The following is a 21748-nucleotide window of genomic DNA, read 5'->3' as shown; positions in this document are numbered from 1 at the left end:
ACAGTCGTTTACTTAGAATATGTGCCATGCGTTTATGGCATTGCTGTGGCGACCGTTCTTGCATATGTTACGCGCCGATCCAACCATTCTAATTCAACTAGGGAGGGATGAATGGCGCCGCGCAAAAACGCGTCTGTATCCGGCCGCAAGACAACGGCAAAGACGCCTGCCAAGGAATTCACCGGCAAGAACGCCCCGGATTTCGGCAAGGACGAAGAACTCCACGCGTATCGCGAGATGCTGCTCATCCGCCGCTTCGAGGAAAAGGCCGGCCAGCTTTATGGCATGGGCTTCATCGGCGGTTTCTGTCACCTCTACATCGGCCAGGAAGCCGTTGTCGTTGGTATGCAGATGTCGCAGAAGGAAGGCGATCAGGTCATCACCGCCTATCGTGACCACGGCCATATGCTGGCCGCCGGCATGAGCCCGCGCGGTGTCATGGCGGAACTGACCGGACGTCGCGGCGGCCTTTCCAAGGGTAAGGGCGGCTCGATGCATATGTTCTCCAAGGAGAAGCATTTTTACGGCGGCCACGGCATCGTCGGTGCGCAGGTTTCGCTCGGTACGGGTCTCGCCTTCGCAAACAAGTATCGCGGCAACGACAATGTGTCGGTGACCTATTTCGGTGACGGTGCGGCCAATCAGGGTCAGGTCTATGAGAGCTTCAACATGGCTGCTCTCTGGAAACTGCCCATCATCTACATCGTCGAAAACAACCGTTACGCCATGGGCACCTCGACCAGCCGTGCCACGGCGCAGTCGAACTATTCGCTTCGCGGTTCCGGCTTCGGCATCCCCGGCGTTCAGGTGGACGGCATGGACGTTCGCGCCGTCAAGGCTGCTGCGGACGAAGCTCTCGAGCATTGCCGCTCCGGCAAGGGTCCGATCATTCTGGAAATGCTGACCTACCGCTATCGCGGTCACTCCATGTCAGACCCGGCCAAGTATCGTTCCAAGGAAGAAGTGCAGAAGATGCGCTCCGAGCAGGACCCGATCGAGCAGGTCAAGGCGCGGTTGATGGAGCAGGGCTGGGCAAGCGAAGAAGAGTTGAAGGCGATCGACAAGGATGTTCGTGACATCGTGGCCGACAGCGCCGACTTTGCCCAGAACGATCCAGAGCCGGATGTATCCGAGCTTTACACCGACATTCTGCTCTGATCGGGAAAGGGAAAACAATGCCAGTAGAAATTCTTATGCCCGCCCTTTCCCCGACCATGGAGGAAGGCACGCTTTCCAAGTGGTTGAAAAAGGAAGGTGACAAGGTCACCTCCGGCGACGTGATCGCGGAAATCGAAACCGACAAGGCGACGATGGAAGTCGAAGCCGTGGACGAAGGTGTCATCGGTAAGATCCTGATCGACGCCGGTACCGAAAACGTCAAGGTGAATACGGCAATTGCCGTTCTCCTTCAGGAAGGCGAAAGCGCGGACGATCTGTCGTCTTCCGCGGCACCGAAGAAGGATGAGCCGAAGGCCGAAGCCGCAGGCTCGGGTTCTGACGCCGCCGGCGGCAAGGCCCGCGAAGCCAGCGAAGAACCTTCCGCTTCCAAGGAAACGGCGAAGGCACCGGCTGCACCGAAGATCGAAGTTGCTGCTGATCCGGATATTCCGGAAGGCACCGAGTTCGTCAGCCAGACCGTGCGCGAAGCGCTTCGCGATGCCATGGCTGAGGAAATGCGCTCCGACGAAAAAGTCTTCGTCATGGGCGAAGAGGTTGCCGAGTACCAGGGTGCCTACAAGATCACCCAGGGTCTCCTGCAGGAATTCGGCGCCAAGCGCGTTATCGATACGCCGATCACCGAGCACGGCTTTGCCGGTATCGGTGTTGGCGCTGCCATGACCGGCCTGAAGCCGATCGTCGAATTCATGACCTTCAACTTCGCCATGCAGGCGATCGACCAGATCGTAAACTCTGCTGCCAAGACGCTCTACATGTCTGGTGGTCAGATGGGCGCACCGATGGTGTTCCGTGGTCCGTCGGGCGCTGCTGCCCGCGTGGCTGCTCAGCACTCGCAGTGCTATGCAGCATGGTACAGCCACATCCCAGGACTCAAGGTCGTCATGCCTTACACGGCAGCCGACGCCAAGGGCCTTTTGAAGGCGGCGATCCGTGATCCGAACCCGGTCATCTTCCTCGAAAACGAAATCCTGTACGGTCAGAGCTTCGACGTGCCGAAGCTGGATGATTTCGTCCTGCCGATCGGCAAGGCGCGCATTCATCGCAAGGGCAAGGATGCGACCATCGTTTCCTTCGGTATCGGCATGACCTATGCGGTCAAGGCTGTCGCCGAACTGGAAAAGGAAGGCATCGATGTCGAGCTGATCGACCTTCGTACCATCCGCCCGATGGATCTTCCTACGGTCATCGAATCCGTCAAGAAGACCGGCCGCCTGGTCACGGTCGAAGAAGGTTTCCCGCAGTCATCGGTCGGTGACTTCATTTCCAACCAGGTTCAGCGCGCTGCTTTCGATTATCTCGACGCTCCGATCCTGACCATTGCCGGTAAGGACGTTCCAATGCCTTACGCCGCAAACCTGGAGAAGCTGGCTCTGCCAAACGTTGACGAAGTCATCCAGGCTGTCAAAGCCGTCTGCTATAAGTAAGGGGAGGGCGTTTCGATGCCTATCAACATCACCATGCCTGCACTTTCTCCGACGATGGAAGAGGGCAATCTGGCCAAGTGGCTGGTCAAGGAAGGCGACAAGGTTGCTCCCGGCGACGTGATTGCCGAAATCGAGACCGACAAGGCGACCATGGAAGTGGAAGCTGTGGACGAGGGCACGGTCGCCAAGATCGTGGTCCCGGCTGGCACGGAAGCGGTCAAGGTGAATGCCTTGATCGCCATCCTCGCAGGCGAAGGCGAAGACGTGGCTGAAGCGGCAAAGGGTGGCGATGCTGCTCCTGCCAAATCAGAGGCGAAAGCTGAAGCTCCCAAGCAGGAAGCCAAGGCCGAGGCCCCGAAGGACGAGAAGTCTGAAGCTGCGCCCAAGGCTGACAAGCCGGTTGCAGATCAGGCTGCTGCGCCTTCCACGCCAGCACCTGTGTCCAAGTCCGGCGAGCGCCTTTTTGCCTCTCCATTGGCACGCCGCATGGCAAAGGATGCCGGTCTTGATCTTTCCGCTGTGTCCGGCTCCGGCCCGCATGGCCGCATCGTCAAGTCTGACGTCGAAAAGGCAGTTGCTTCCGGTGGCGCGAAGGCTGCGCCTGCCGCGGCACAGGCACCTTCATCGTCGGCTGCTCCGGCTCCCGCCGCTGCCAAGGGTCCGTCGGATGACAGCGTTCTCAAGCTGTTTGCCGAAGGCTCCTACGAGCTTCTGCCACACGACGGCATGCGCAAGACCATTGCTTCGCGCCTGACCGAGTCGACCCAGACGGTTCCGTCCTACACGGTCTCGATGGAATGCGAGCTCGATGCGATGTTGAAGCTTCGCGCCGAAATCAATGCTTCCGCGCCGGTGAAGAAGACCGAGAAGGGCGAGGTTCCGGCCTTCAAGCTCTCCGTCAACGACTTCATCATCAAGGCTATGGCGCTTGCACTGCGCGATGTTCCGATGGCGAATGCTTCCTGGACATCGACAGCCCGTGTTCTTCACAAGCACGCCGACGTCGGCGTTGCCGTGTCGATCCCGGATGGCCTGATCACGCCGATCGTCCGCAAGGCTGAGGAGAAGTCGCTTTCGGCTATCTCCAACGAGGTCAAGGATCTTGCCAAGCGTGCTCGCGACAAGAAGCTCAAGCCTGAAGAATACCAGGGCGGCACGACATCCGTGTCGAACCTCGGCATGTTCGGCGTTTCGTCCTTCACGTCGATCGTCAACCTGCCGCAGGCTTCGATCGTCTCCATCGGTGCTGGCGTCGAGAAGCCGGTCGTCCGCGGCGGCAAGATCGAAGTCGGTACGGTGATGACGGCGACCTTTGCCTTCGACCACCGCGTTATCGATGGCGCGCTCGGTGCGGAGCTTGCTTCCGCCTTCAAGCGCTACATCGAAAGCCCGATGTCGATGCTGGTCTGATAAAATGGTCGAGCCGGATGCTGGTGTCAGCCTTCGGCTCTTCTCCTTCTGGAGGCGGATGTGACGAAGACCGTTCTTTGCTATGGCGACAGCCTGACATGGGGATATGACGCCGAGAATCTCGGGCGTCACGCCTTTGACGATCGCTGGCCGAGCGTGCTGCAGAAGGCCCTGGGCAGTGAGGTCAATGTCATTGACGAGGGATTGAACGGACGCACCACCGCTTATGATGATCATCTGGCGGATTGCGACCGCAATGGTGCGACGCTGCTTCCGACGATCCTTCACAGCCATGCCCCGCTTGATCTCGTCATCATCATGCTCGGCACCAACGACCTGAAGCGCGGTATCGGTGCAGGCTCTGCGGTCGGTGCGGTCAAGGGCGTGGAGCGGCTGGTCAGTCTCATCCGGCATCATGCGTGGTCTTTCGAGGATCATGACGAGCCGGAGATCCTGATCGTTTCGCCGCCGCATATTTGCGAAACGGCAAACGATATGTTTGCGGCCATGTATGCGGGTGCCATCGAGCAGTCGAAGATGATGGGTTCGCTCTATCGCGATCTGGCAGACGACAAGGGCTGCGCCTTCTTCGATGCGGCCTCCGTTGCGGTGACGACACCGCTCGATGGCGTTCACCTGGACGCTGAAAACACGCGTGCGCTGGGACGTGGGCTTGAGCCCGTGGTGCGCATGCTGCTTGGAATTTGATGTGAATTCGATTGACGCAGCGGCGCAGAAGTCGCCGTCAAAAAGATAAAGGCAGGATATAGAATGGCTCAATCCTACGACGTTATCGTCATTGGCTCCGGTCCAGGTGGTTATATTGCCGCCATTCGCGCAGCTCAGCTGGGCATGAAGGTTGCCGTCGTCGAGCGTGAACATCTCGCGGGCATCTGCTCAAACTGGGGCTGCATTCCGACCAAGGCATTGTTGCGTACGGCCGATGTGATGCATACGGCCACCCATGCGAAGGATTACGGCCTGACGCTGGAAGGCTCGATCAAGCCGGACGTCAAGGCGATCGTCGCGCGCTCTCGCGGCATCGCTGCCCGCATGAATAATGGCGTCGGCTTCCTGTTCAAGAAGAACAAGGTCGATATTATCTGGGGCGAAGCCAAGATCACCAAGCCGGGTGAGATCGTCGTCGGCAAGTCGACCAAGCCTGTGGTTCAGCCGCAGGGGCCTGTGCCAAAGAACACGCTGGGCGAGGGAACTTACACCGCCAAGCATATCATCGTGGCCACCGGTGCCCGTCCGCGCGCGCTGCCCGGCATCGAGCCGGATGGCAAGCTGATCTGGACCTATTTCGAAGCAATGAAGCCGGAAGAGCTGCCGAAGTCGCTGCTGGTCATGGGTTCGGGCGCGATCGGTATTGAGTTCGCCAGCTTCTATCGCACCATGGGCGTCGAGGTTACCGTTGTGGAAATCATGAGCCAGGTGATGCCGGTCGAGGACGCGGAAATTTCCGCCTTCGCGAAAAAGCAGCTGGAAAAGCAGGGCATCAAGATCCACCTCGAGGCAAAGGTGGCGAAGGTCGAAAAGGGTGCAAACTCGATTACGGCGACCGTCGAGATGAAGGACGGCTCTTCGCAGAAGATCACAGCGGATCGGATGATTTCCGCCGTTGGCGTCCAGGCCAATATCGAAAATATCGGCCTTGAGGCTGCTGGCGTTAAGACCGAGCGCGGCTTCATCGTCATCGATGGCTATGGCAAGACCAATGTTCCTGGCATCTACGCCATTGGTGATGTTGCCGGAGGTCCGCTTCTCGCACACAAGGCCGAGCACGAAGCCGTCATCTGCGTTGAGAAGATTGCCGGGGTTCCGAATGTTCACCCGATGGACAAGAGCAAGATCCCGGGCTGCACCTATTGCAATCCGCAGGTCGCGTCGGTCGGTCTGACGGAAGCCAAGGCGAAAGAGCAGGGCCGCGAGATCCGCGTGGGTCGCTTCTCCTTTGCTGCCAATGGCAAGGCCGTGGCGCTCGGTGAAGATCAGGGCATGGTCAAGACCATCTTCGACAAGAAGACGGGTGAACTGATCGGTGCGCATATGGTAGGCGCGGAAGTGACCGAGCTCATTCAGGGCTTCGTTGTCGCCATGAACCTTGAAACGACCGAAGAAGAACTGATGCACACCATCTTCCCGCATCCGACCCTGTCGGAGTCGATGAAGGAGAGCGTGCTGGACGCTTATGGACGTGTCCTGAACGCTTGATAATTGGCTTGATCGCTCCCACTCTTGAAGGGAGCGACGCCAAAGGAGAGCCGTCATGTCTATTGCAACAGAAGCCTGGATTGTTTTTCTGCTGATCGGTCTGGTGGCTGGTTTTCTCGCCAGCCTCATCGTTGGTGGCGGCGGGTTGATCGGATGCCTTCTGACCGGTGTGATCGGCGCATTTGTCGGTGGCTATCTGTTCAATGCTCTCGGCATTTCGCTTGGTATTGAAAATGCGCTGGTGGTGCAGATCATCCATGCGACGGTGGGTGCGATCATCGTGACGCTGATTGCCCGGTTGATCGCTTAGCCAACATCAGCCGAAGCAGCGGGTTAAAGAAAGGGATCACGGATGGAAAGTGTAGGCTGGATTGCGGCCATCATCATCGGCGGCCTTGCGGGCTGGCTCGCGGGCAAGCTCATGGATATGCGCTTTGGCATCTTCATGAACATCGTTCTCGGCATTGTCGGCTCGGTGGTGGCAGTGGCTCTGTTGCGTACATTTGATGTCTTTGTGCAAGACAGCCGCCTCGGCTACTTCGTCACGTCTTTCCTGGGCGCAAGCCTTCTGTTATTCCTCGCCAAGCTCGTCAGGCGTTAGAGCCGCTTATAAGCGGTAGAAGCAGGTTTGTTATGGTCACTATTCTCGACAGGATGTCCCAGCCGGAAGAGAAGCGCATCCGCCATCCGGAGAAGGCACACAAGCCGGATACGGAAGTGGCGCGCAAGCCGGAATGGATCCGCGTCAAGGCGCCCACGTCCAAGGGTTACCACGAGACGCGCGAACTGGTACGCAGCCACAAGCTGGTCACGGTGTGCGAAGAGGCTGGCTGTCCAAATATCGGCGAATGCTGGGAAAAGAAGCACGCCACCTTCATGATCATGGGCGAGATCTGCACGCGCGCCTGCGCATTCTGCAACGTCTCGACCGGCAAGCCCAATCCACTCGATCTCAATGAGCCGGAAAATGTTGCCAAGGCCGTCAAGCAGATGGGCCTCAGCCACGTCGTCATTACCTCGGTGGACCGCGACGATCTCGCCGACGGTGGTGCCGAGCATTTTGAAAAGGTGATCTGGGCAATCCGCGCTGCGTCTCCCAACACGACCATCGAAATCCTGACGCCAGACTTCCTCAAGAAGCCGGGTGCTCTGGAGCGTGTCGTTGCGGCCAAGCCGGATGTGTTCAACCACAATATGGAAACGGTTCCAGGCAACTATCTGACCGTTCGTCCCGGTGCACGCTACTTCCACTCCGTCCGCCTGCTGCAGCGGGTGAAGGAACTGGACCCCACCATGTTCACCAAGTCCGGCATCATGGTCGGTCTTGGCGAAGAGCGTAACGAAGTGCTGCAGTTGATGGACGATCTTCGCAGCGCCGATGTCGACTTCCTGACGATCGGCCAGTATCTGCAGCCGACCCGCAAGCACCATAAGGTGGAACGCTTCGTGACGCCGGAAGAATTCAAGTCCTACGAAACGGTTGCCTATACAAAGGGCTTCCTCATGGTCTCGTCCAGCCCGCTGACGCGCTCGTCGCACCATGCCGGTGACGATTTCGAACGTCTTCGCGCCAATCGTGAGAAGAAGCTTCTGGCTGCTGCTGAGTGATGGGTTGGCGCCCAAAGCGCTTGACCATGAGCTTCGTGAGGTGGATCCGAAGTTTCAAGTCGATTTTGACAGCTAAAGCGCCGTGCGTCTTATTGGACGCATGGCGCTTCACCTTTTGAAGCTACGCATCGTGCTTTCTGAAAATCGATTCCGATTTTCGGGCCTAAGCTGTAAGGTTCGGCCACGCTCTTATCCGTTCTGCGTCATCCTCGGGCTTGACCCAAGGATCCAGGTTTTCAATGGCTTATGAATGACCCGGTCTCCTCGACTTGATCAGAGGGGTGACCATGACGACGCAGCGGTTTGGCCCTTTGCCGTGATCACCTTTGATCATAAAAGCACTTCAGGCCTTTCGGAAGTCTAGTTTCGGCACCAATCAGATATCGAGGTTTTCCGCAAAGGCGGCTCTGTCCTGGATGAAGCGGAAGCGGGCGTCTGCCTTTGTTCCCATCAGATTGTCGACCGCCTCGCGCGTGCCTTCGAAATCCACGTCGTCGATTTCCACGCGCAGCAATGTGCGTTTGGAGGGATCCATCGTGGTTTCCTTCAACTGGGCCGGCAACATTTCGCCAAGACCTTTGAAGCGGCTGATTTCGATCTTGCCGCGGCCCTTGAACTCGGTCTCCATCAGCTCAGCGCGATGGATGTCGTCGCGCGCATAGGCTGACTTCGATCCTTGCGTGATCTTGTAGAGTGGCGGAACGGCAAGATAGAGGTGGCTGCCGCGGATCAGTTCAGGCATTTCCTGATAGAAGAAGGTGATCAGCAGCGAGGCGATATGGGCGCCGTCGACGTCGGCATCGGTCATGATGATGATGCGTTCGTAACGGAGGTCCTCGTCGCGGTACTTCGTGCGTGTGCCGCAGCCAAGCGCCTGAATGAGATCGGCGATCTGCTGGTTGGCAGAGAGCTTTTCGCGGCTGGCGCTACCGACGTTCAGAATCTTACCGCGTAGTGGCAGGATGGCCTGGTTGGCGCGGTTGCGTGCCTGCTTGGCTGAACCGCCAGCCGAGTCACCCTCGACAATGAAAAGCTCTGCGCCTTCGGCGGTGTTCTGAGAACAATCGGCGAGCTTGCCCGGCAGGCGAAGCTTGCGCACCGCAGTCTTGCGGTTGACCTCTTTTTCCTTGCGACGGCGCAGACGCTCCTCGCAGCGCTCGATCACCCATTCCAGAAGCTTTGCCGCTTCTGCGGGATTGCCGGTGAGATAATGATCGAACGGATCGCGCAGCGCGTTTTCGACGATGCGTTGGGCTTCGACGGTCGCGAGTTTGTCCTTGGTCTGGCCGACAAATTCCGGCTCGCGAATGAAGACGGAGAGCATGCCGACAGCCGAGATCATCACGTCATCGGTGGTGATCTCGCGTGCGCGCTTGTTCTGCGTCAGCTCGGCGTAGTTCTTCAAGCCTTTGGTCAAGGCGATGCGAAGACCAGCTTCGTGTGTGCCGCCTTCGGGCGTCGGGATGGTGTTACAATAGGAATGGACCTGGCTGTCGCCGCCATACCACGTGACCGCCCATTCTAGCGCACCGTGGCCGCCGGTCTTTTCCGTTCTGCCCGAGAAGATTTCGCGGGTGACGGTGAAGTCCTTGCCAAGCGTGGCCGAGAGGTAATCCTTCAAGCCGCCAGGGAAATGGAAGACAGCCTTTTCAGGGATTTCGCCGCCTGCGGGCACGAGACCCGGATCGCAGCTCCAGCGGATTTCAACACCGCCAAAGAGATAGGCCTTGGAGCGCGCCATGCGGAAGATGCGGGCGGCGTCGAATTTGGCATGGTCGCCAAAAATCTGCGCATCCGGATGGAAGCGTACGCGGGTTCCGCGGCGGTTATGAACATCGCCCAACTCTTCCAGCGAACCTTGCGGAATGCCGCGCGAGAAGCGCTGGCGGTAGAGCTTGCGATTACGTGCGACTTCCACTTCCAGCACGTCGGAAAGCGCGTTGACGACGGACACGCCCACACCATGCAGACCGCCTGAGGTCTCGTAAGCCTTGCCGTCGAACTTGCCGCCCGCATGCAGCTTGGTCATGATGACTTCAAGCGTGGACTTGCCCGGTACCTGCGGATGGTTTTCGACAGGGATACCGCGACCGTTATCGCTCACCGTCAGGAAACCCTCGGTATCGAGATGCACCTCGATGAAGTTGGCATGGCCTGCGACGGCTTCGTCCATCGAGTTATCGATGACTTCGGCAAAGAGGTGGTGCAGCGCCTTCTCGTCGGTACCGCCAATATACATGCCGGGACGCATGCGCACCGGCTCCAGACCTTCCAGAACACGGATAGACGAGGCGCCGTAATCATCGCCCGACGACGTGACGGGTGCGGAAGGGGCTTTCGGCTGCACGGCCGCCTTGGCAACTGGTTCTACAACAGGTGCGGTTTCTCGCGGTTCTGCTTCAGCGCGAGTGGCTGCGGGAAGGCCGGAAAAAAGATCGTTGCTATCGTCCATAGGTCCAGTTCAATCAGATTTTGCCCGGATTTTGTCCATGCGAGCAGACAGGATTCAGACATCGATACCGGTGTCAGGCTACTCTAGCAGGGTACAAAGGGCTTGATGCTTTACCGCTAAGGATTGCGTTGCAGCAGCCCGGATGGCAAGACTTGTGGCGCAAATCAAACGGTTCCTCAAGGCATGTCCACAGCTCTTTTCACCTTTTGTACTCTTTTCTGCCTGTCTGTTGCAGCGATGCCCGCTCACGCTCAGACCAGCGGCGGACCACTGAAGCCCTTCAAGGATGATCTCTTCTCAAGTCAGACAGTGCTTTCCACGGGGGATGGCGGTGCCTCGCAGGTGATCGACTACCAGGAATTGCGTGACATCAACGGGCGCGATGAGATTCCTGAGCAGCGGGTAAAACGGCAATATGTCGATCTCGCACCGAAACGTGTGCAGGAGATGGAGACCATGTCCATCGGCGGACGGTCCATCGATGTGGGGCGCGTCGGTCCAGCGAACGGGCAGGCCTTTACTGTGATCTTCATCCATGGACGAGGTGGGGACCGCCGGCTTGCAATGAAAGATTATACATTCGGCGGCAACTTCAACCGGCTGAAAAACCTCGCTGTCGAAAACGGCGGGACGTATTACGCGCCGAGCGTGAAAAGTTTCGATCAAAACGGCGTTGCGGATATTGCCGCGCTGATCGCGGACGCCAAGGCGAAATCCGGTGGCAAGCCTGTCATTCTAACCTGTGCGTCCATGGGCAGCTTCATCTGTTACGGCATAAGCCGCGATGCCGCTGCGGTCGCCAATCTCAAGGGGATGGCCATTCTCGGTGGTGCGGTCGATCCCGATTTTCCAAAGAGTGCATTTATCAAGGCGAAGAAGCCCGTCTATTTTACCCATGGAAGTGTGGATAAGGTCTACTCGGCCGATCAGCAGGCCGCGACATTCCGAGGGCTTTTGAAGGCCGGTGTTACCACCCGCTTCACGCTCTTTGAAACCGGCACGCACGGGACGCCGGTTCGCATGACCGACTGGCGCGCGGTTCTTAATTGGATTTTGACCCGCTAGCTCGGAAAACCATGTCATTCACGAGAGGTTTTGTACGAAATTCACCAAATTTCGAACCAAAACCTTGCTTTTTCGTCCGAATTCCTGTCGCTGTCTCTTTGAGAAGACACTGCCAACAATAAAGAGGAATGATCGCTCAATGACCCCTGATATTCGCCCGCTCGTCGCTGGAAACTGGAAGATGAACGGAACGCGCGCCTCGCTCGATCAGATCAAGGCGATGGCTGAGGGCGTCAAGGGACCGCTTGCAGAAAAGGTCGAGTCGCTGATCTGCCCGCCTTCGACGCTTCTCTATGTTGCGACCGCGCTTTGTGACGACAGCCCGCTCAAGATCGGCGCGCAGGATTGCCACCAGAATGCATCGGGCGCGCATACGGGCGATATTTCCGCCGAGATGATTGCCAACTGCTTCGGCACGCATGTGATTGTCGGACACTCCGAGCGCCGCACCGATCATGCGGAAACGGATCACCTCGTGCGCGCGAAGGCGAGTGCTGCCTATGCGGCCGATCTCATCGCCATTATCTGCATCGGTGAGACGGCGGAGCAGCGCGAGTCCGGCCAGACGCTTGACGTGCTCAAGCGCCAGCTCGATGGATCCTTGCCCGATGAGGCGACCGCCGCCAACACGGTTATCGCTTATGAGCCCGTATGGGCGATCGGCACAGGCCTGACACCGACCGTTGAGGACGTGCGGGAAGCCCATGCCTTCATGCGCGAAGAGCTGGTCAAGCGATTTGGCGGCGAGGGCAGGGGGATGCGCATTCTCTATGGTGGCTCGGTCAAGCCGTCCAACGCCACAGAGCTCATGGCGATCGAGAATGTCGACGGTGCCCTCATCGGCGGCGCGAGCTTGAAAGCCTCCGACTTCCTGTCCATCTATGCAGCTTACGAGAAATTGACGGCCTGATTTTTTAGGAAAAGCAGCCGGGCTTTCGATCCTTGGGGGCTTGGAATACGCTTTCGCCTCATGTAAAGAGCCGCAAACTTCTTCATTGTGCTCCTGATGGGGCATGGAATGGATTGTCATGCAGAACGTACTGATTGTTATTCACCTCATGATCGTGCTGGCGCTTGTCGGCGTGGTCCTGATCCAGCGTTCCGAAGGCGGCGGCCTCGGTATTGGCGGCGGCTCTGGCTTCATGTCCGCACGCGGCACCGCAAATGCCCTGACCCGCACGACAGCGATCCTCGCGGCTCTGTTCTTTGCGACGTCCCTTGGCCTTGGTCTCCTGACCCGCTACGAATCGCGTCCAACGGACATCCTGGACCGCATTCCGGCACAGCAGGGGCAGGGTAACGGCATCCTCGATACGCTCGGCCCGTCCTCGACGACGCCTTCGCAGGCTCCAGCGACCAATGGCGTTCCGTCCACCACGAATGGTGCGACCAACCAGGCGCCTGCGACGACGACGCCAGCGGCACCGGCTGAAGGTGGCGCTGCCGCTCCGGCCGCACCTGCTCCGCAGCAGGCTCCCGCCAACACCAATGGTGTTCCCACCGGCCAATAAGGCGCAGGTGACGACTAACACTCCGGCAGGCCAAAAGCCTGCCGGTTTTCTTTTGTTTACATTCCGGCTGAGCTTCCACGCGTCATCAACAGATGATTTCGCGATCAATGAATTTGGGGCTGGCGGAATCATCTATTAAAAGGTAAGCGGTGACTCCCATGGCGCGATATGTATTCATCACAGGCGGCGTGGTATCCTCCCTTGGGAAGGGCATTGCGGCCGCGGCACTCGGAGCGTTGTTGCAGTCCCGTGGATATCGGGTGCGGCTTCGCAAACTCGACCCCTACCTCAATGTCGACCCCGGCACCATGAGCCCCACCCAGCACGGTGAGGTTTTCGTGACCGATGACGGCGCGGAGACGGATCTCGATCTTGGTCACTATGAACGCTTTACCGGGCGTTCCGCAACCAAGACCGACAACATCACCACGGGTCGTATCTACAAGAACATCATCGATAAGGAACGCCGCGGCGATTATCTCGGCGCGACGGTTCAGGTCATTCCGCATGTGACCAACGAGATCAAGGATTTCGTTACCGAAGGCAATGACGACTATGATTTCGTCATCTGCGAAATTGGCGGCACGGTCGGCGACATCGAGGCAATGCCTTTCATGGAAGCCATCCGTCAGCTCGGCAACGACCTCCCACGCGGGACGGCGATCTATCTTCACCTGACGCTGATGCCTTACATTCCAGCGGCTGGCGAGTTGAAGACGAAGCCCACACAGCACTCCGTCAAGGAGCTTCAGGCGTTGGGTATCCACCCGGATATCCTGCTGGTTCGCGCGGATCGCGAAATTCCGGAAGCGGAACGCCGCAAGCTTTCGCTGTTCTGCAACGTGCGCCAGTCTGCCGTTATCCAGGCGCTGGATGTCGCGAACATCTATGACGTGCCGACAGCCTACCACAAGGAAGGCCTCGACAATGAAGTGCTGGCCGCCTTTGGCATCGAGCCTGCTCCCAAGCCCCGTCTTGAGCAGTGGGAAGAAGTCTGCAACCGCATTCATACGCCGGAAGGCGAAGTCACGATCGCCATCGTTGGCAAATATACCGGCCTCAAGGACGCCTACAAGTCGCTCATCGAAGCGCTGCATCACGGCGGTATTGCCAACCGGGTGAAGGTGAAGCTCGAGTGGATCGAGTCCGAAGTCTTCGAAAAGGAAGATCCGGCTCCCTATCTCGAGAAGGTCAATGCGATCCTCGTTCCTGGCGGTTTTGGTGAGCGCGGTTCTGAAGGCAAGATCCGTGCAGCTCAGTTTGCCCGCGAACGTCAGGTTCCGTATTTCGGTATCTGCTTTGGCATGCAAATGGCTGTCGTGGAAGCGGCGCGTCATCTGGCTGGTATCGAAAAGGCATCCTCCACCGAATTCGGTCCCACACAGGAGCCCGTCGTTGGTCTCATGACCGAGTGGGTCAAGGGCAACGAGCTTGAGAAGCGCAATTCGAAGGGTGATCTCGGCGGTACCATGCGTCTTGGCGCCTACAAGGCGGCGCTGAAGAAGGATACCAAGGTCGCCGACATCTATGGCTCAACGGACATTTCTGAGCGCCACCGTCACCGCTACGAGGTGAATGTGGAGTACAAGGATCGTCTGGAGAGCTGCGGTCTGGTGTTCTCCGGCATGTCGCCGGATGGTCTTCTGCCGGAAACGGTGGAGTATCCGGATCATCCTTGGTTCATCGGCGTGCAGTATCACCCCGAACTCAAGAGCCGCCCGCTCGATCCGCATCCGCTCTTTGCAAGCTTCATCGAGGCAGCATTGGTTCGGAGCCGTCTGGTTTGATCGGCTGGCTACCACAGGACTAGAGATTGAAAGGCCGCAGCAATGCGGCCTTTTGCTTTTCAAGCGATGGAGTGCGTGATGTTGAAACTGGATCACCTGGCGATTATTGCGCCGTCGCTTGAGGTTGGCGCCGACTATGTGCGCGACGCGCTCGGCATCGACATGCCGAAAGGCGGCAAGCATCCACAGATGGGCACCCACAATCTGCTGCTACGGCTCGGCGCGGATGTCTTTCTGGAAGTTATTGCCGTCGATCCAGAGGCAGAGCCGCCTAAGAGACGACGCTGGTTCGGGCTCGATGATCTTGAGGTCGTTCAGGCGGCGTGGGACGAGGGGCGACGGCTGCGCGCCTGGGTGGCGCGGACCAGCGACTTTGCCAGCGTGCTCGCGCGGCATGGCGATCTGCTGGGACGTCAAGAGACGGTGTCACGTGGAGATCGTGAGTGGCTGTTCGCGGTCGCCGACGATGGATCTCTGCCGTGCGGCGGCGTTGCACCTTCCGTGATGGACTGGGGAGCGCGGGGAACCCCCCGCGCCATCCATGCCGGATTTTGGCTTTCGGCTAAAGAGCTTCCAGATCGAACATCCCGAGGCGGATCGGGTTCGAGAACTCTATGCTGATCTTGAGATTATCGACCCGCCGACGGTGATCAAAGCCAAGAGTTTCCGTTACATCGCGGAGATAGAAACGCCCCGTGGCGTCGCGCTCATCAGTTAGGGTGAGACTTCTCTGTGATCTTGGCGCTCAACAATGCGCAACGTCGGAAAAGTAGTTCCTAATATTAGTATCACATCAGAACAAAAATTCGTGATCCGAGTTTACTGCTGAATTTGAACTCCAGCGCGCGAGATCAGCAGCATGTTCGTCAAAGCCTTCCGTTTTTATGTGCTCCCTGCGATTTGTCTGGGGGGAGTAGCGCTGGCGTTGCAGCCTGACATCGTCCGCGCGCAAGACGCGCCTGCCGTTCCTGTCACGGTCTATAAGGCAAAGGTCGAGGAGATCGACAAGGTGATCAACGGTATCGGTACCGTGGACCCGTTACAGAGCGTCACGGTCAGACCGCGGATTGACGGGCAGGTGACCGGTATCCGCTTCACTGAAGGCCAGATGATAGAAAAAGGAAGCGTCTTGCTGACGCTGGATAACCGTGAGCTTTCGTCCGCGCTCACCTCCGCCAAGGCGAAGAGGGCTCAGGATGAAGCCCAATGGAACAGTGCCAAAACTGAAGCGCAGCGCTATGCCTCGCTCGCCGAAAAGGGAGTGGCGTCCGCCTCCACGCTTGAACAGAAGAACGCGCTGAGCGAGCAATATGCTGCAGCCGTCCAGTATGATGATGCCATGATCAAGAGTGCGGAAACGCAACTCGGCTTCGCAACCGTGATTGCCCCGATCTCCGGACGCACGGGTTTCAAGCAGGTCGATGTGGGTAGCGTGGTCAGCGCAAGCTCGACCGATGGCATCGTGACAATCACCCAGATGGATCCAATTGCCGTGTCCTTTGTCGCGCCTGGCGACAGGTTCGGCGAGATCCGCCAAGCGCTGAGCGAGAAGATCGCGGCAGTGACCCTGATCACGACCGATGGAAGCCGCGTCCTGGCGAAGGGCCAGTTGACGACAATGGACAACTCGGTCGATGCCTCCAACGGCTCCATTCATCTCAAGGCGATCTTCGACAATGGCAACGGCGCTCTTTGGCCTGGCCTGCCGGTCGCAACCACACTGACAGTCGAGCACAAGAGCGGGGTGGTCGTTCCCGACAAGGCGTTGGCGAGAGGGCGTAACGGGCTTTACGCCTATGTGGTCTCTAAAAACAACAAGGTGGAACAGCGAAACGTCAAGACCGCCTTCGTGACCGGCGCAAGAGCGCTGGTGACGGAGGGAATAAAGGAGGGCGAGGAGGTCGTCATGGACGGCCAGTCGCGGATCGGCAATGGCGCGACTGTCACCGCTACCCCCTGGACAGGGTCGCCAACAGGCGAACTTGCCGAGAAGGCGAACTGACCATGAAAAACGATCAGGACCAAAACCGTACGTCCAGCTTCTTCGATTTCTTTATTCTGCATCCGGTGGCGACCGGGCTGCTGATGACCGGCATCTTTCTGGTCGGCGCCATCTGCTATCCATTCATGCCGGTTTCGGCACTTCCGCAAATTGATTTTCCGACGATCCAGATCGCGGCCAATCTCCCCGGTGCTTCGCCGGAGACGATGGCCTCCAGTGTCGCGCAACCCATTGAACAGGCGCTCTCACGCGTCAGCGGCATTACCGAAATGACGTCAAACAGTTCGCTTGGCACCACCTCGATCACGGTGCAGTTCGATCTGGACAAGAACATCGAGACTGCTGCAAGCGATGTACAGACGGCAATCAGCGAAGCGGCGGGTGAACTTCCGAAGGATATGACCTCGCTTCCCACAGTGCATAAGGCAAACCCTGCCGATGCGCCGATCATGCAGCTTTCGGCGACCTCCGATACGCTGACACTGCCGCAACTCGATGAATACATCGAACGCAACGTCGCTTCGAAAATCGGTCAGGTCTCAGGCGTGGCCTTCGTTAACATTGGCGGGAAGCAGAAACCGGCCATCCGCATCGCCGTCGATCCAGGTCGCCTGGCCCAGGCCGACGTGACGATGGAGGACGTGCGCACCGCCATCGGCAATCTCAGTCTCAGTGCGCCGAAGGGGAACATCGACGACCCGACACGCACCTTTCCGATCTATACGAACGACCAGATTTCCAGCAGCGCGGAATGGAACGACGCCGTCATCGCCTATCGAAACGGCGGGCCGGTGCGCATTCGCGATATCGGGCAGGCGACGGATGGTGCGGAAGACAGAAAGATGGCGCACTGGACAAATGGAGAGCGAGGCATCGCGCTCGACGTTTTTCGTCAGCCCGGTGCCAATGTGATTGCGGTCGTCAATGCGGTGAAAGAGCAATTGCCCGCACTCCAGGCCTCGCTGCCGCGTTCGGTCAAGCTGGAACTCGTCACCGACCGGACGACGACGATCAGAGCGTCCGTGACGGATATTCAGTTTACCCTGATGCTGACCATCGGCCTCGTCGTTGTCGTGATCTTCCTTTTCCTGCGAAACCTGCGCGCAACACTCATCCCCGTGGTGACGCTTCCGATTGCTCTGGCCGGATCGCTGGCACCCATGTGGCTTCTGGGCTTCAGTCTGGACAATCTGTCGCTCATGGCGCTGGTCGTCGCCGTCGGCTTCGTCGTCGACGACGCCATCGTCATGCTGGAGAACATCACCCGCCATATCGAAGACGGGGTCGAGCCGAGACAGGCGGCGCTCCAAGGCACGCGGGAGATCGGTTTCACGATCGTTTCCATCAGTCTCTCGCTTATTGCAGTCCTCATTCCGATCCTGTTGATGGGTGGCATCATCGGGCGCCTGTTTCGGGAATTTGCCGTGACGCTGACTGTCGCGATCGTCATTTCCGCCATCGTGTCGCTGACGTTGACGCCGATGCTGGCATCGAAATTCATCCGCCCCATCGAGAAGGATCAGCGCAGCCGTTTCTATCTGGCGGGAGAGGCATTCTTCGACGGATTGACAGCACTCTATATCCGCAGCCTCAAGCCCGTCATTCGGCATCGCTTTTTGACGCTCTTCGTTTTTCTCGCGACCATTGCGGCAACCGGCTATCTGTTCGTCGTCGCGCCCAAGGGCTTTTTTCCGGAGCAGGATACCGGGTTCATTGCTGGCCTTTCGCAGGCTTCTCCCGACATTTCCTTTACCGAGATGGCGAAGCTTCAGGAACGCGTCAGCGAGATCATCATGAAAGATCCCGCTGTCTATAGCGTCTTCATGGATATCGGCGGCGGTAACGGCGGCAATGCGCTCAATCAGGGCCATGTCAACATCACGCTGAAGCCTCTGGAGGAACGCGATGTCAGTGCCAAGCAGGTGATCGACCGGTTGGGCACGGCGCTGAATGCGCAGCAGGGCATCAAGCTCTTCATGCAGTCGGCACAGGATATCAATATCGGTGCGCGGCCGGCGAAAACGCAATATCAGTTCACACTTCAGGATGCCGATATCGCGGAACTCAGCGACTGGTCGGATAAGATCACCAGCAAGCTTTCCGGGCTGCCGGAACTGCGCGATGTCGGGAGCGATCAGCAAGCTGAAGCGCCCAATCTGACGATCAAGATCGACCGCGCCGCAGCGACGCTCTATGGCGTCCTTCCTTCCACCATCGACGAGACGCTTTACGACGCCTTTGGTCAGCGCCAGGTAGCCTCCTTCTCCAGTCAGACCGACACCTTCCGTGTCATTCTTGAGGTCTTGCCGGATCTGCAGCGAGATATCGCCACGCTTGACCGTCTCTCGGTCAGAGCAAGCAATGGAACGCTTGTGCCGCTTTCGGTCGTGGCGAAGTGGACGACGGATGGCACCTCGCCGGTATCGATTGCGCATCAGGGCCAATCGCCGGCTGTGACCATCTCGTTCAACCTGGCGCCCAATGTCGCTCTGGGGAACGCCACTGCCGTCATCGAAAATGCCGCGTCCAACATGCATCCTCCGGGGTCGCTGCAGACATCGTTTTCCGGCAGCGCGAAGGCTTTCAAGGACTCGCTTGGGACCATCCCTCTGCTCATCCTGGCATCGCTTGTCGTCGTGTACATCATTCTCGGCGTGCTCTACGAAAGCCTTATCCATCCGCTAACGATCCTGTCGACGTTGCCTTCGGCGGGCCTTGGCGCGCTTCTGGCTCTGCAGGTGGCCGGCTTCGACTTCGGGCTTGTGGCAATGATCGGGGTCATTCTGTTGATCGGTATCGTCAAGAAGAATGGCATCATGCTCGTCGATTTCGCCATCCAGGCAGAGCGGGAGGAGGGATTGTCGAGCGAGGAGGCGATCGTCAAAGCCGCTCAGATGCGTTTCAGACCGATCCTGATGACGACGATGGCCGCTCTTTTGGGTGGAATACCACTGGCGCTTGGTCACGGGTCCGGTGCTGAACTGCGTCAACCTTTGGGCTATGCGATCGTCGGCGGACTCATGGTCAGCCAAGTCCTCACACTTTATACGACCCCCGTCATCTACCTTTTGCTCGACAAGCTTCGGCGCGGAAAGGATATGCCCGCTCGGGGTGAGGTGGCGGCCGTATGATGACCAAGATTAGGCGCGGGGAAAACCGCAATAGAATCCTGTGCCGGTCGAAGAATGAGGCGCAATCAGGAGCCACAAGGACGTCAGGAAGGGCGATGAAGATGGATACGCCCGCCGCGACACGATAGCTCTGAGGCTTCCTGTGTCGCGCGGGCGTTGCTTTAAATCGTCACTATCGGTCGCGGGTGACCGACATCTCACCGAAGATGCGAGCCATTTCCTTTTGGACGTCTCGTTCGGCATCCGCAGGCGCTTCCGAAAACTTTGGATCGGGTTGCGGGTCAGGTGTCGTTGTGTCCAAGTTCACCGGCGGCGCCACGGCAAGCGGGCGCGGCAGATCGATATTGGCATTGGCGCTCTTAGCGATCTCGGCTTCAAGGAAGCTTTCGAAATCACTGGTCAACTGGTCGCCGAAGACGGGACCATTGTCACTTGGGGCAAGCGGTTCCGGTTTTGCGACAAGCGGCGCCACAGGCGTTGCGGATGCGGTGGTAACGGACGGTGTAGCGCTGTAGGCGGGAAGCACGCGGTCGCGGGCAGCGTCGAGAAAATCGACTGCATTTCGCTCCGCTATCGCTGGCTCGCTATGCCCAACCGGCTCTGACTTTTCTTCCAATGTAGGCTCTGCCGTGAGCTTAGGCTCTGCGAATCTTCGGTCGTAGGTCGTGGATACGGCCGGTGCGACAACCGGAGGAACGCTAGGGACCTGTGAAGGAAGAGGCGATTGTGGAGCGACAGGGGCTTCGGAGGCCACGGGAGCTTGAGAAGCCGGTGCAGCAGACCGGTTCATGTCCTCCTCCTGCTGCATAATGGCGGCGGCAACCAACGGCGGTACGACTGGAATGGACGGAGCGACGGGCTCGCGGGCCAACGTTCTGGGTGCTGGTGGTACGACCGCTTCAGGCGCCTCCCGGCTTGGAGTCGACGCCGAGGGTGCGACCGTCGAAACGGGAGGTGTCGCCGGCGTAGGCTGTGGCTTTCGGACTGCGGGCTGCGGCGGAACTGGTGGCGCAGCAGGAATGGGCCTGGACGCAACGGCGGGTGCTGGCAAAGGCGAGGCGGCTGGCTGAGGCTTCACGGGCGCGGTGCTCGCGGTTTGCTTCCTGGGTTCTTCGGGAGCCTCGCTCTTCAGTTCGGGAGCGGTAAATGCGCCTGCAGGGCGAACATCCTCTTGTGGTGCCTGGGCGAGCGTACGCTGTCGGTCGGCGGATACGCTGCGGTCGGCATCACGTGCGATCAGGGCGTCTTCCTGCGGATCGCGCACATCCTTCATGAACGGGATGGCGCCAATACCGCTTTCGATGACGATGTCCGTTGGCCCGCCAATCATCACCAGATGCTCGACATTGTCACGGCGCACGAGAACGAGACGCCGCCTTGCATCGACGGCTGTCGCGTCCAGCACCTGCAGGCGCGGCTGGCGGTTTCGGCCGCCACGGATGAACGGGGCAGAGCCACTGCGTCTGCGGATGAACCACAGGACGATGGCAAGCAGCAGGAGTGCCGCACCCACGCCAACCACTGCAATGATCAGGCGATTGCCATATGTGCCAATGAAATCTTCCATAACGGAGCCGGTCCCTTCAGCCATTTCGTGCAGCGGAAATGTACCCGCATTACATTTGTTCACAGAACGTGACGGGAAAAGACGATTTTTTTTCGCCTCGCACAAGAATTTATCCCGTTCGTCCACGAATTTGCTGCAAGTTTGACGAAAGCACCCGACTATAGAGCTTGTCTCAAAGCGCGTAGATGGCCGAAATCGTTATTGGTTGTGCATGGGTGGTGCTTATAGATGGACGGAGCTTTTTGATATTTATGCAAATTGCTACAAGGAAATAGAAGCGATTCCGTTCGACGCGGCTGTTTTTCGGCATGCCGCAACAGTTAGTGGTCTGATTTTGACATTTGCTACCGCTGGCAGAGGACTCGAGAGCAAATGTCAAAATCTTCAAGACCACT

17 protein-coding genes are annotated in these 21748 nt (G+C 58.5%); 15 read left to right on the top strand and 2 right to left on the bottom strand.

Features of this window, described 5'->3' with window-relative positions; all coding sequences use genetic code 11:
* Positions 1-111 precede the first annotated feature (111 nt).
* From pdhA to lipA, 8 genes are all read left to right on the top strand, one after another.
* Entirely contained in the window at positions 112-1158 is a 1047-nt protein-coding gene (pdhA, locus tag ACTJKV_RS10975; protein ID WP_440598649.1) for a pyruvate dehydrogenase (acetyl-transferring) E1 component subunit alpha, read from the top strand.
* A 17-nt stretch (positions 1159-1175) separates the two neighbouring features.
* Positions 1176-2603 (top strand): pyruvate dehydrogenase complex E1 component subunit beta, encoded by a 1428-nt coding sequence (locus ACTJKV_RS10970; RefSeq protein WP_062598433.1) that lies wholly within the window; start codon positions 1176-1178, stop codon positions 2601-2603.
* 15 nt (positions 2604-2618) lie between these two features.
* Positions 2619-4013 carry a pyruvate dehydrogenase complex dihydrolipoamide acetyltransferase gene (locus ACTJKV_RS10965; RefSeq protein WP_144620757.1) on the top strand — a complete coding sequence of 465 codons (1395 nt, stop codon included), beginning with the start codon at positions 2619-2621 and terminating at the stop codon, positions 4011-4013.
* Between the two features lie 60 nt (positions 4014-4073).
* Positions 4074-4721 carry an SGNH/GDSL hydrolase family protein gene (locus ACTJKV_RS10960; RefSeq protein WP_440598648.1) on the top strand — a complete coding sequence of 216 codons (648 nt, stop codon included), beginning with the start codon at positions 4074-4076 and terminating at the stop codon, positions 4719-4721.
* A gap of 63 nt (positions 4722-4784) precedes the next feature.
* Complete coding sequence (gene lpdA / locus ACTJKV_RS10955) at positions 4785-6230, top strand: dihydrolipoyl dehydrogenase (RefSeq protein ID WP_112519124.1); 1446 nt, start codon at positions 4785-4787, stop codon at positions 6228-6230.
* Positions 6231-6285: 55 nt separating this feature from the next.
* Positions 6286-6540, top strand: coding sequence for a GlsB/YeaQ/YmgE family stress response membrane protein (locus ACTJKV_RS10950; RefSeq protein WP_440598647.1), 255 nt, complete (start codon positions 6286-6288; stop codon positions 6538-6540).
* 42 nt (positions 6541-6582) lie between these two features.
* Entirely contained in the window at positions 6583-6831 is a 249-nt protein-coding gene (locus tag ACTJKV_RS10945; protein WP_062598428.1) for a GlsB/YeaQ/YmgE family stress response membrane protein, read from the top strand.
* A gap of 32 nt (positions 6832-6863) precedes the next feature.
* On the top strand, positions 6864-7838 hold the full coding sequence (gene lipA / locus ACTJKV_RS10940) for a lipoyl synthase (RefSeq protein ID WP_062427372.1): 975 nt from the start codon (positions 6864-6866) through the stop codon (positions 7836-7838).
* A gap of 376 nt (positions 7839-8214) precedes the next feature.
* On the opposite strand, the gene parE is transcribed toward lipA, so the two are convergent.
* On the bottom strand, positions 8215-10290 hold the full coding sequence (gene parE, locus ACTJKV_RS10935; RefSeq protein ID WP_274102424.1) for a DNA topoisomerase IV subunit B: 2076 nt from the start codon (positions 10288-10290) through the stop codon (positions 8215-8217).
* 183 nt (positions 10291-10473) lie between these two features.
* Here parE and ACTJKV_RS10930 point away from each other — a divergent pair, with 183 nt between their 5' ends.
* From ACTJKV_RS10930 to ACTJKV_RS10900, 7 genes are all read left to right on the top strand, one after another.
* The gene (locus ACTJKV_RS10930; protein WP_274102422.1) at positions 10474-11355 is read left to right on the top strand and encodes a dienelactone hydrolase family protein; all 882 of its coding nucleotides are present in this window, start codon (positions 10474-10476) and stop codon (positions 11353-11355) included.
* A gap of 139 nt (positions 11356-11494) precedes the next feature.
* Positions 11495-12265 carry a triose-phosphate isomerase gene (tpiA, locus tag ACTJKV_RS10925; RefSeq protein WP_274102421.1) on the top strand — a complete coding sequence of 257 codons (771 nt, stop codon included), beginning with the start codon at positions 11495-11497 and terminating at the stop codon, positions 12263-12265.
* Between the two features lie 118 nt (positions 12266-12383).
* Positions 12384-12866, top strand: coding sequence for a preprotein translocase subunit SecG (gene secG / locus ACTJKV_RS10920; protein ID WP_062438844.1), 483 nt, complete (start codon positions 12384-12386; stop codon positions 12864-12866).
* A 158-nt stretch (positions 12867-13024) separates the two neighbouring features.
* Positions 13025-14653 (top strand): CTP synthase, encoded by a 1629-nt coding sequence (locus tag ACTJKV_RS10915; protein WP_274102419.1) that lies wholly within the window; start codon positions 13025-13027, stop codon positions 14651-14653.
* A 78-nt stretch (positions 14654-14731) separates the two neighbouring features.
* Positions 14732-15274 (top strand): VOC family protein, encoded by a 543-nt coding sequence (locus ACTJKV_RS10910; RefSeq protein ID WP_274102418.1) that lies wholly within the window; start codon positions 14732-14734, stop codon positions 15272-15274.
* 238 nt (positions 15275-15512) lie between these two features.
* A complete protein-coding gene (locus ACTJKV_RS10905; protein WP_274102417.1) occupies positions 15513-16655 on the top strand; it encodes an efflux RND transporter periplasmic adaptor subunit in 1143 nt (380 codons plus the stop codon).
* 2 nt (positions 16656-16657) lie between these two features.
* Positions 16658-19786, top strand: coding sequence for an efflux RND transporter permease subunit (locus ACTJKV_RS10900; protein WP_274102416.1), 3129 nt, complete (start codon positions 16658-16660; stop codon positions 19784-19786).
* A gap of 172 nt (positions 19787-19958) precedes the next feature.
* Here ACTJKV_RS10900 and ACTJKV_RS10895 read toward each other — a convergent pair whose 3' ends face one another.
* The gene (locus ACTJKV_RS10895) at positions 19959-21353 is read right to left on the bottom strand and encodes a flagellar biosynthetic protein FliO (protein ID WP_440598646.1); all 1395 of its coding nucleotides are present in this window, start codon (positions 21351-21353) and stop codon (positions 19959-19961) included.
* Positions 21354-21748 lie beyond the last annotated feature (395 nt).

It is taken from the genome of Agrobacterium sp. 22117, assembly GCF_052045735.1.
In the GTDB taxonomy this organism is placed as follows: domain Bacteria; phylum Pseudomonadota; class Alphaproteobacteria; order Rhizobiales; family Rhizobiaceae; genus Agrobacterium; species Agrobacterium cavarae.
Note: the sequence above shows the minus strand (reverse complement) of the source record. Positions and strands in the feature narration are given on the sequence as shown.

Bases quoted from the DNA above. Each gene is read 5' to 3' on its own strand.
- pdhA (WP_440598649.1), top strand. From the start codon at position 112: ATGGCGCCGCGCAAAAACGCGTCTGTATCCGGCCGCAAGACAACGGCA.
- ACTJKV_RS10970 (WP_062598433.1), top strand. From the start codon at position 1,176: ATGCCAGTAGAAATTCTTATGCCCGCCCTTTCCCCGACCATGGAGGAA.
- ACTJKV_RS10965 (WP_144620757.1), top strand. From the start codon at position 2,619: ATGCCTATCAACATCACCATGCCTGCACTTTCTCCGACGATGGAAGAG.
- lpdA (WP_112519124.1), top strand. From the start codon at position 4,785: ATGGCTCAATCCTACGACGTTATCGTCATTGGCTCCGGTCCAGGTGGT.
- ACTJKV_RS10950 (WP_440598647.1), top strand. From the start codon at position 6,286: ATGTCTATTGCAACAGAAGCCTGGATTGTTTTTCTGCTGATCGGTCTG.
- ACTJKV_RS10945 (WP_062598428.1), top strand. From the start codon at position 6,583: ATGGAAAGTGTAGGCTGGATTGCGGCCATCATCATCGGCGGCCTTGCG.
- lipA (WP_062427372.1), top strand. From the start codon at position 6,864: ATGGTCACTATTCTCGACAGGATGTCCCAGCCGGAAGAGAAGCGCATC.
- parE (WP_274102424.1), bottom strand. From the start codon at position 10,290: ATGGACGATAGCAACGATCTTTTTTCCGGCCTTCCCGCAGCCACTCGC.
- ACTJKV_RS10930 (WP_274102422.1), top strand. From the start codon at position 10,474: ATGTCCACAGCTCTTTTCACCTTTTGTACTCTTTTCTGCCTGTCTGTT.
- tpiA (WP_274102421.1), top strand. From the start codon at position 11,495: ATGACCCCTGATATTCGCCCGCTCGTCGCTGGAAACTGGAAGATGAAC.
- secG (WP_062438844.1), top strand. From the start codon at position 12,384: ATGCAGAACGTACTGATTGTTATTCACCTCATGATCGTGCTGGCGCTT.
- ACTJKV_RS10915 (WP_274102419.1), top strand. From the start codon at position 13,025: ATGGCGCGATATGTATTCATCACAGGCGGCGTGGTATCCTCCCTTGGG.
- ACTJKV_RS10910 (WP_274102418.1), top strand. From the start codon at position 14,732: ATGTTGAAACTGGATCACCTGGCGATTATTGCGCCGTCGCTTGAGGTT.
- ACTJKV_RS10905 (WP_274102417.1), top strand. From the start codon at position 15,513: ATGTTCGTCAAAGCCTTCCGTTTTTATGTGCTCCCTGCGATTTGTCTG.
- ACTJKV_RS10900 (WP_274102416.1), top strand. From the start codon at position 16,658: ATGAAAAACGATCAGGACCAAAACCGTACGTCCAGCTTCTTCGATTTC.
- ACTJKV_RS10895 (WP_440598646.1), bottom strand. From the start codon at position 21,353: ATGGAAGATTTCATTGGCACATATGGCAATCGCCTGATCATTGCAGTG.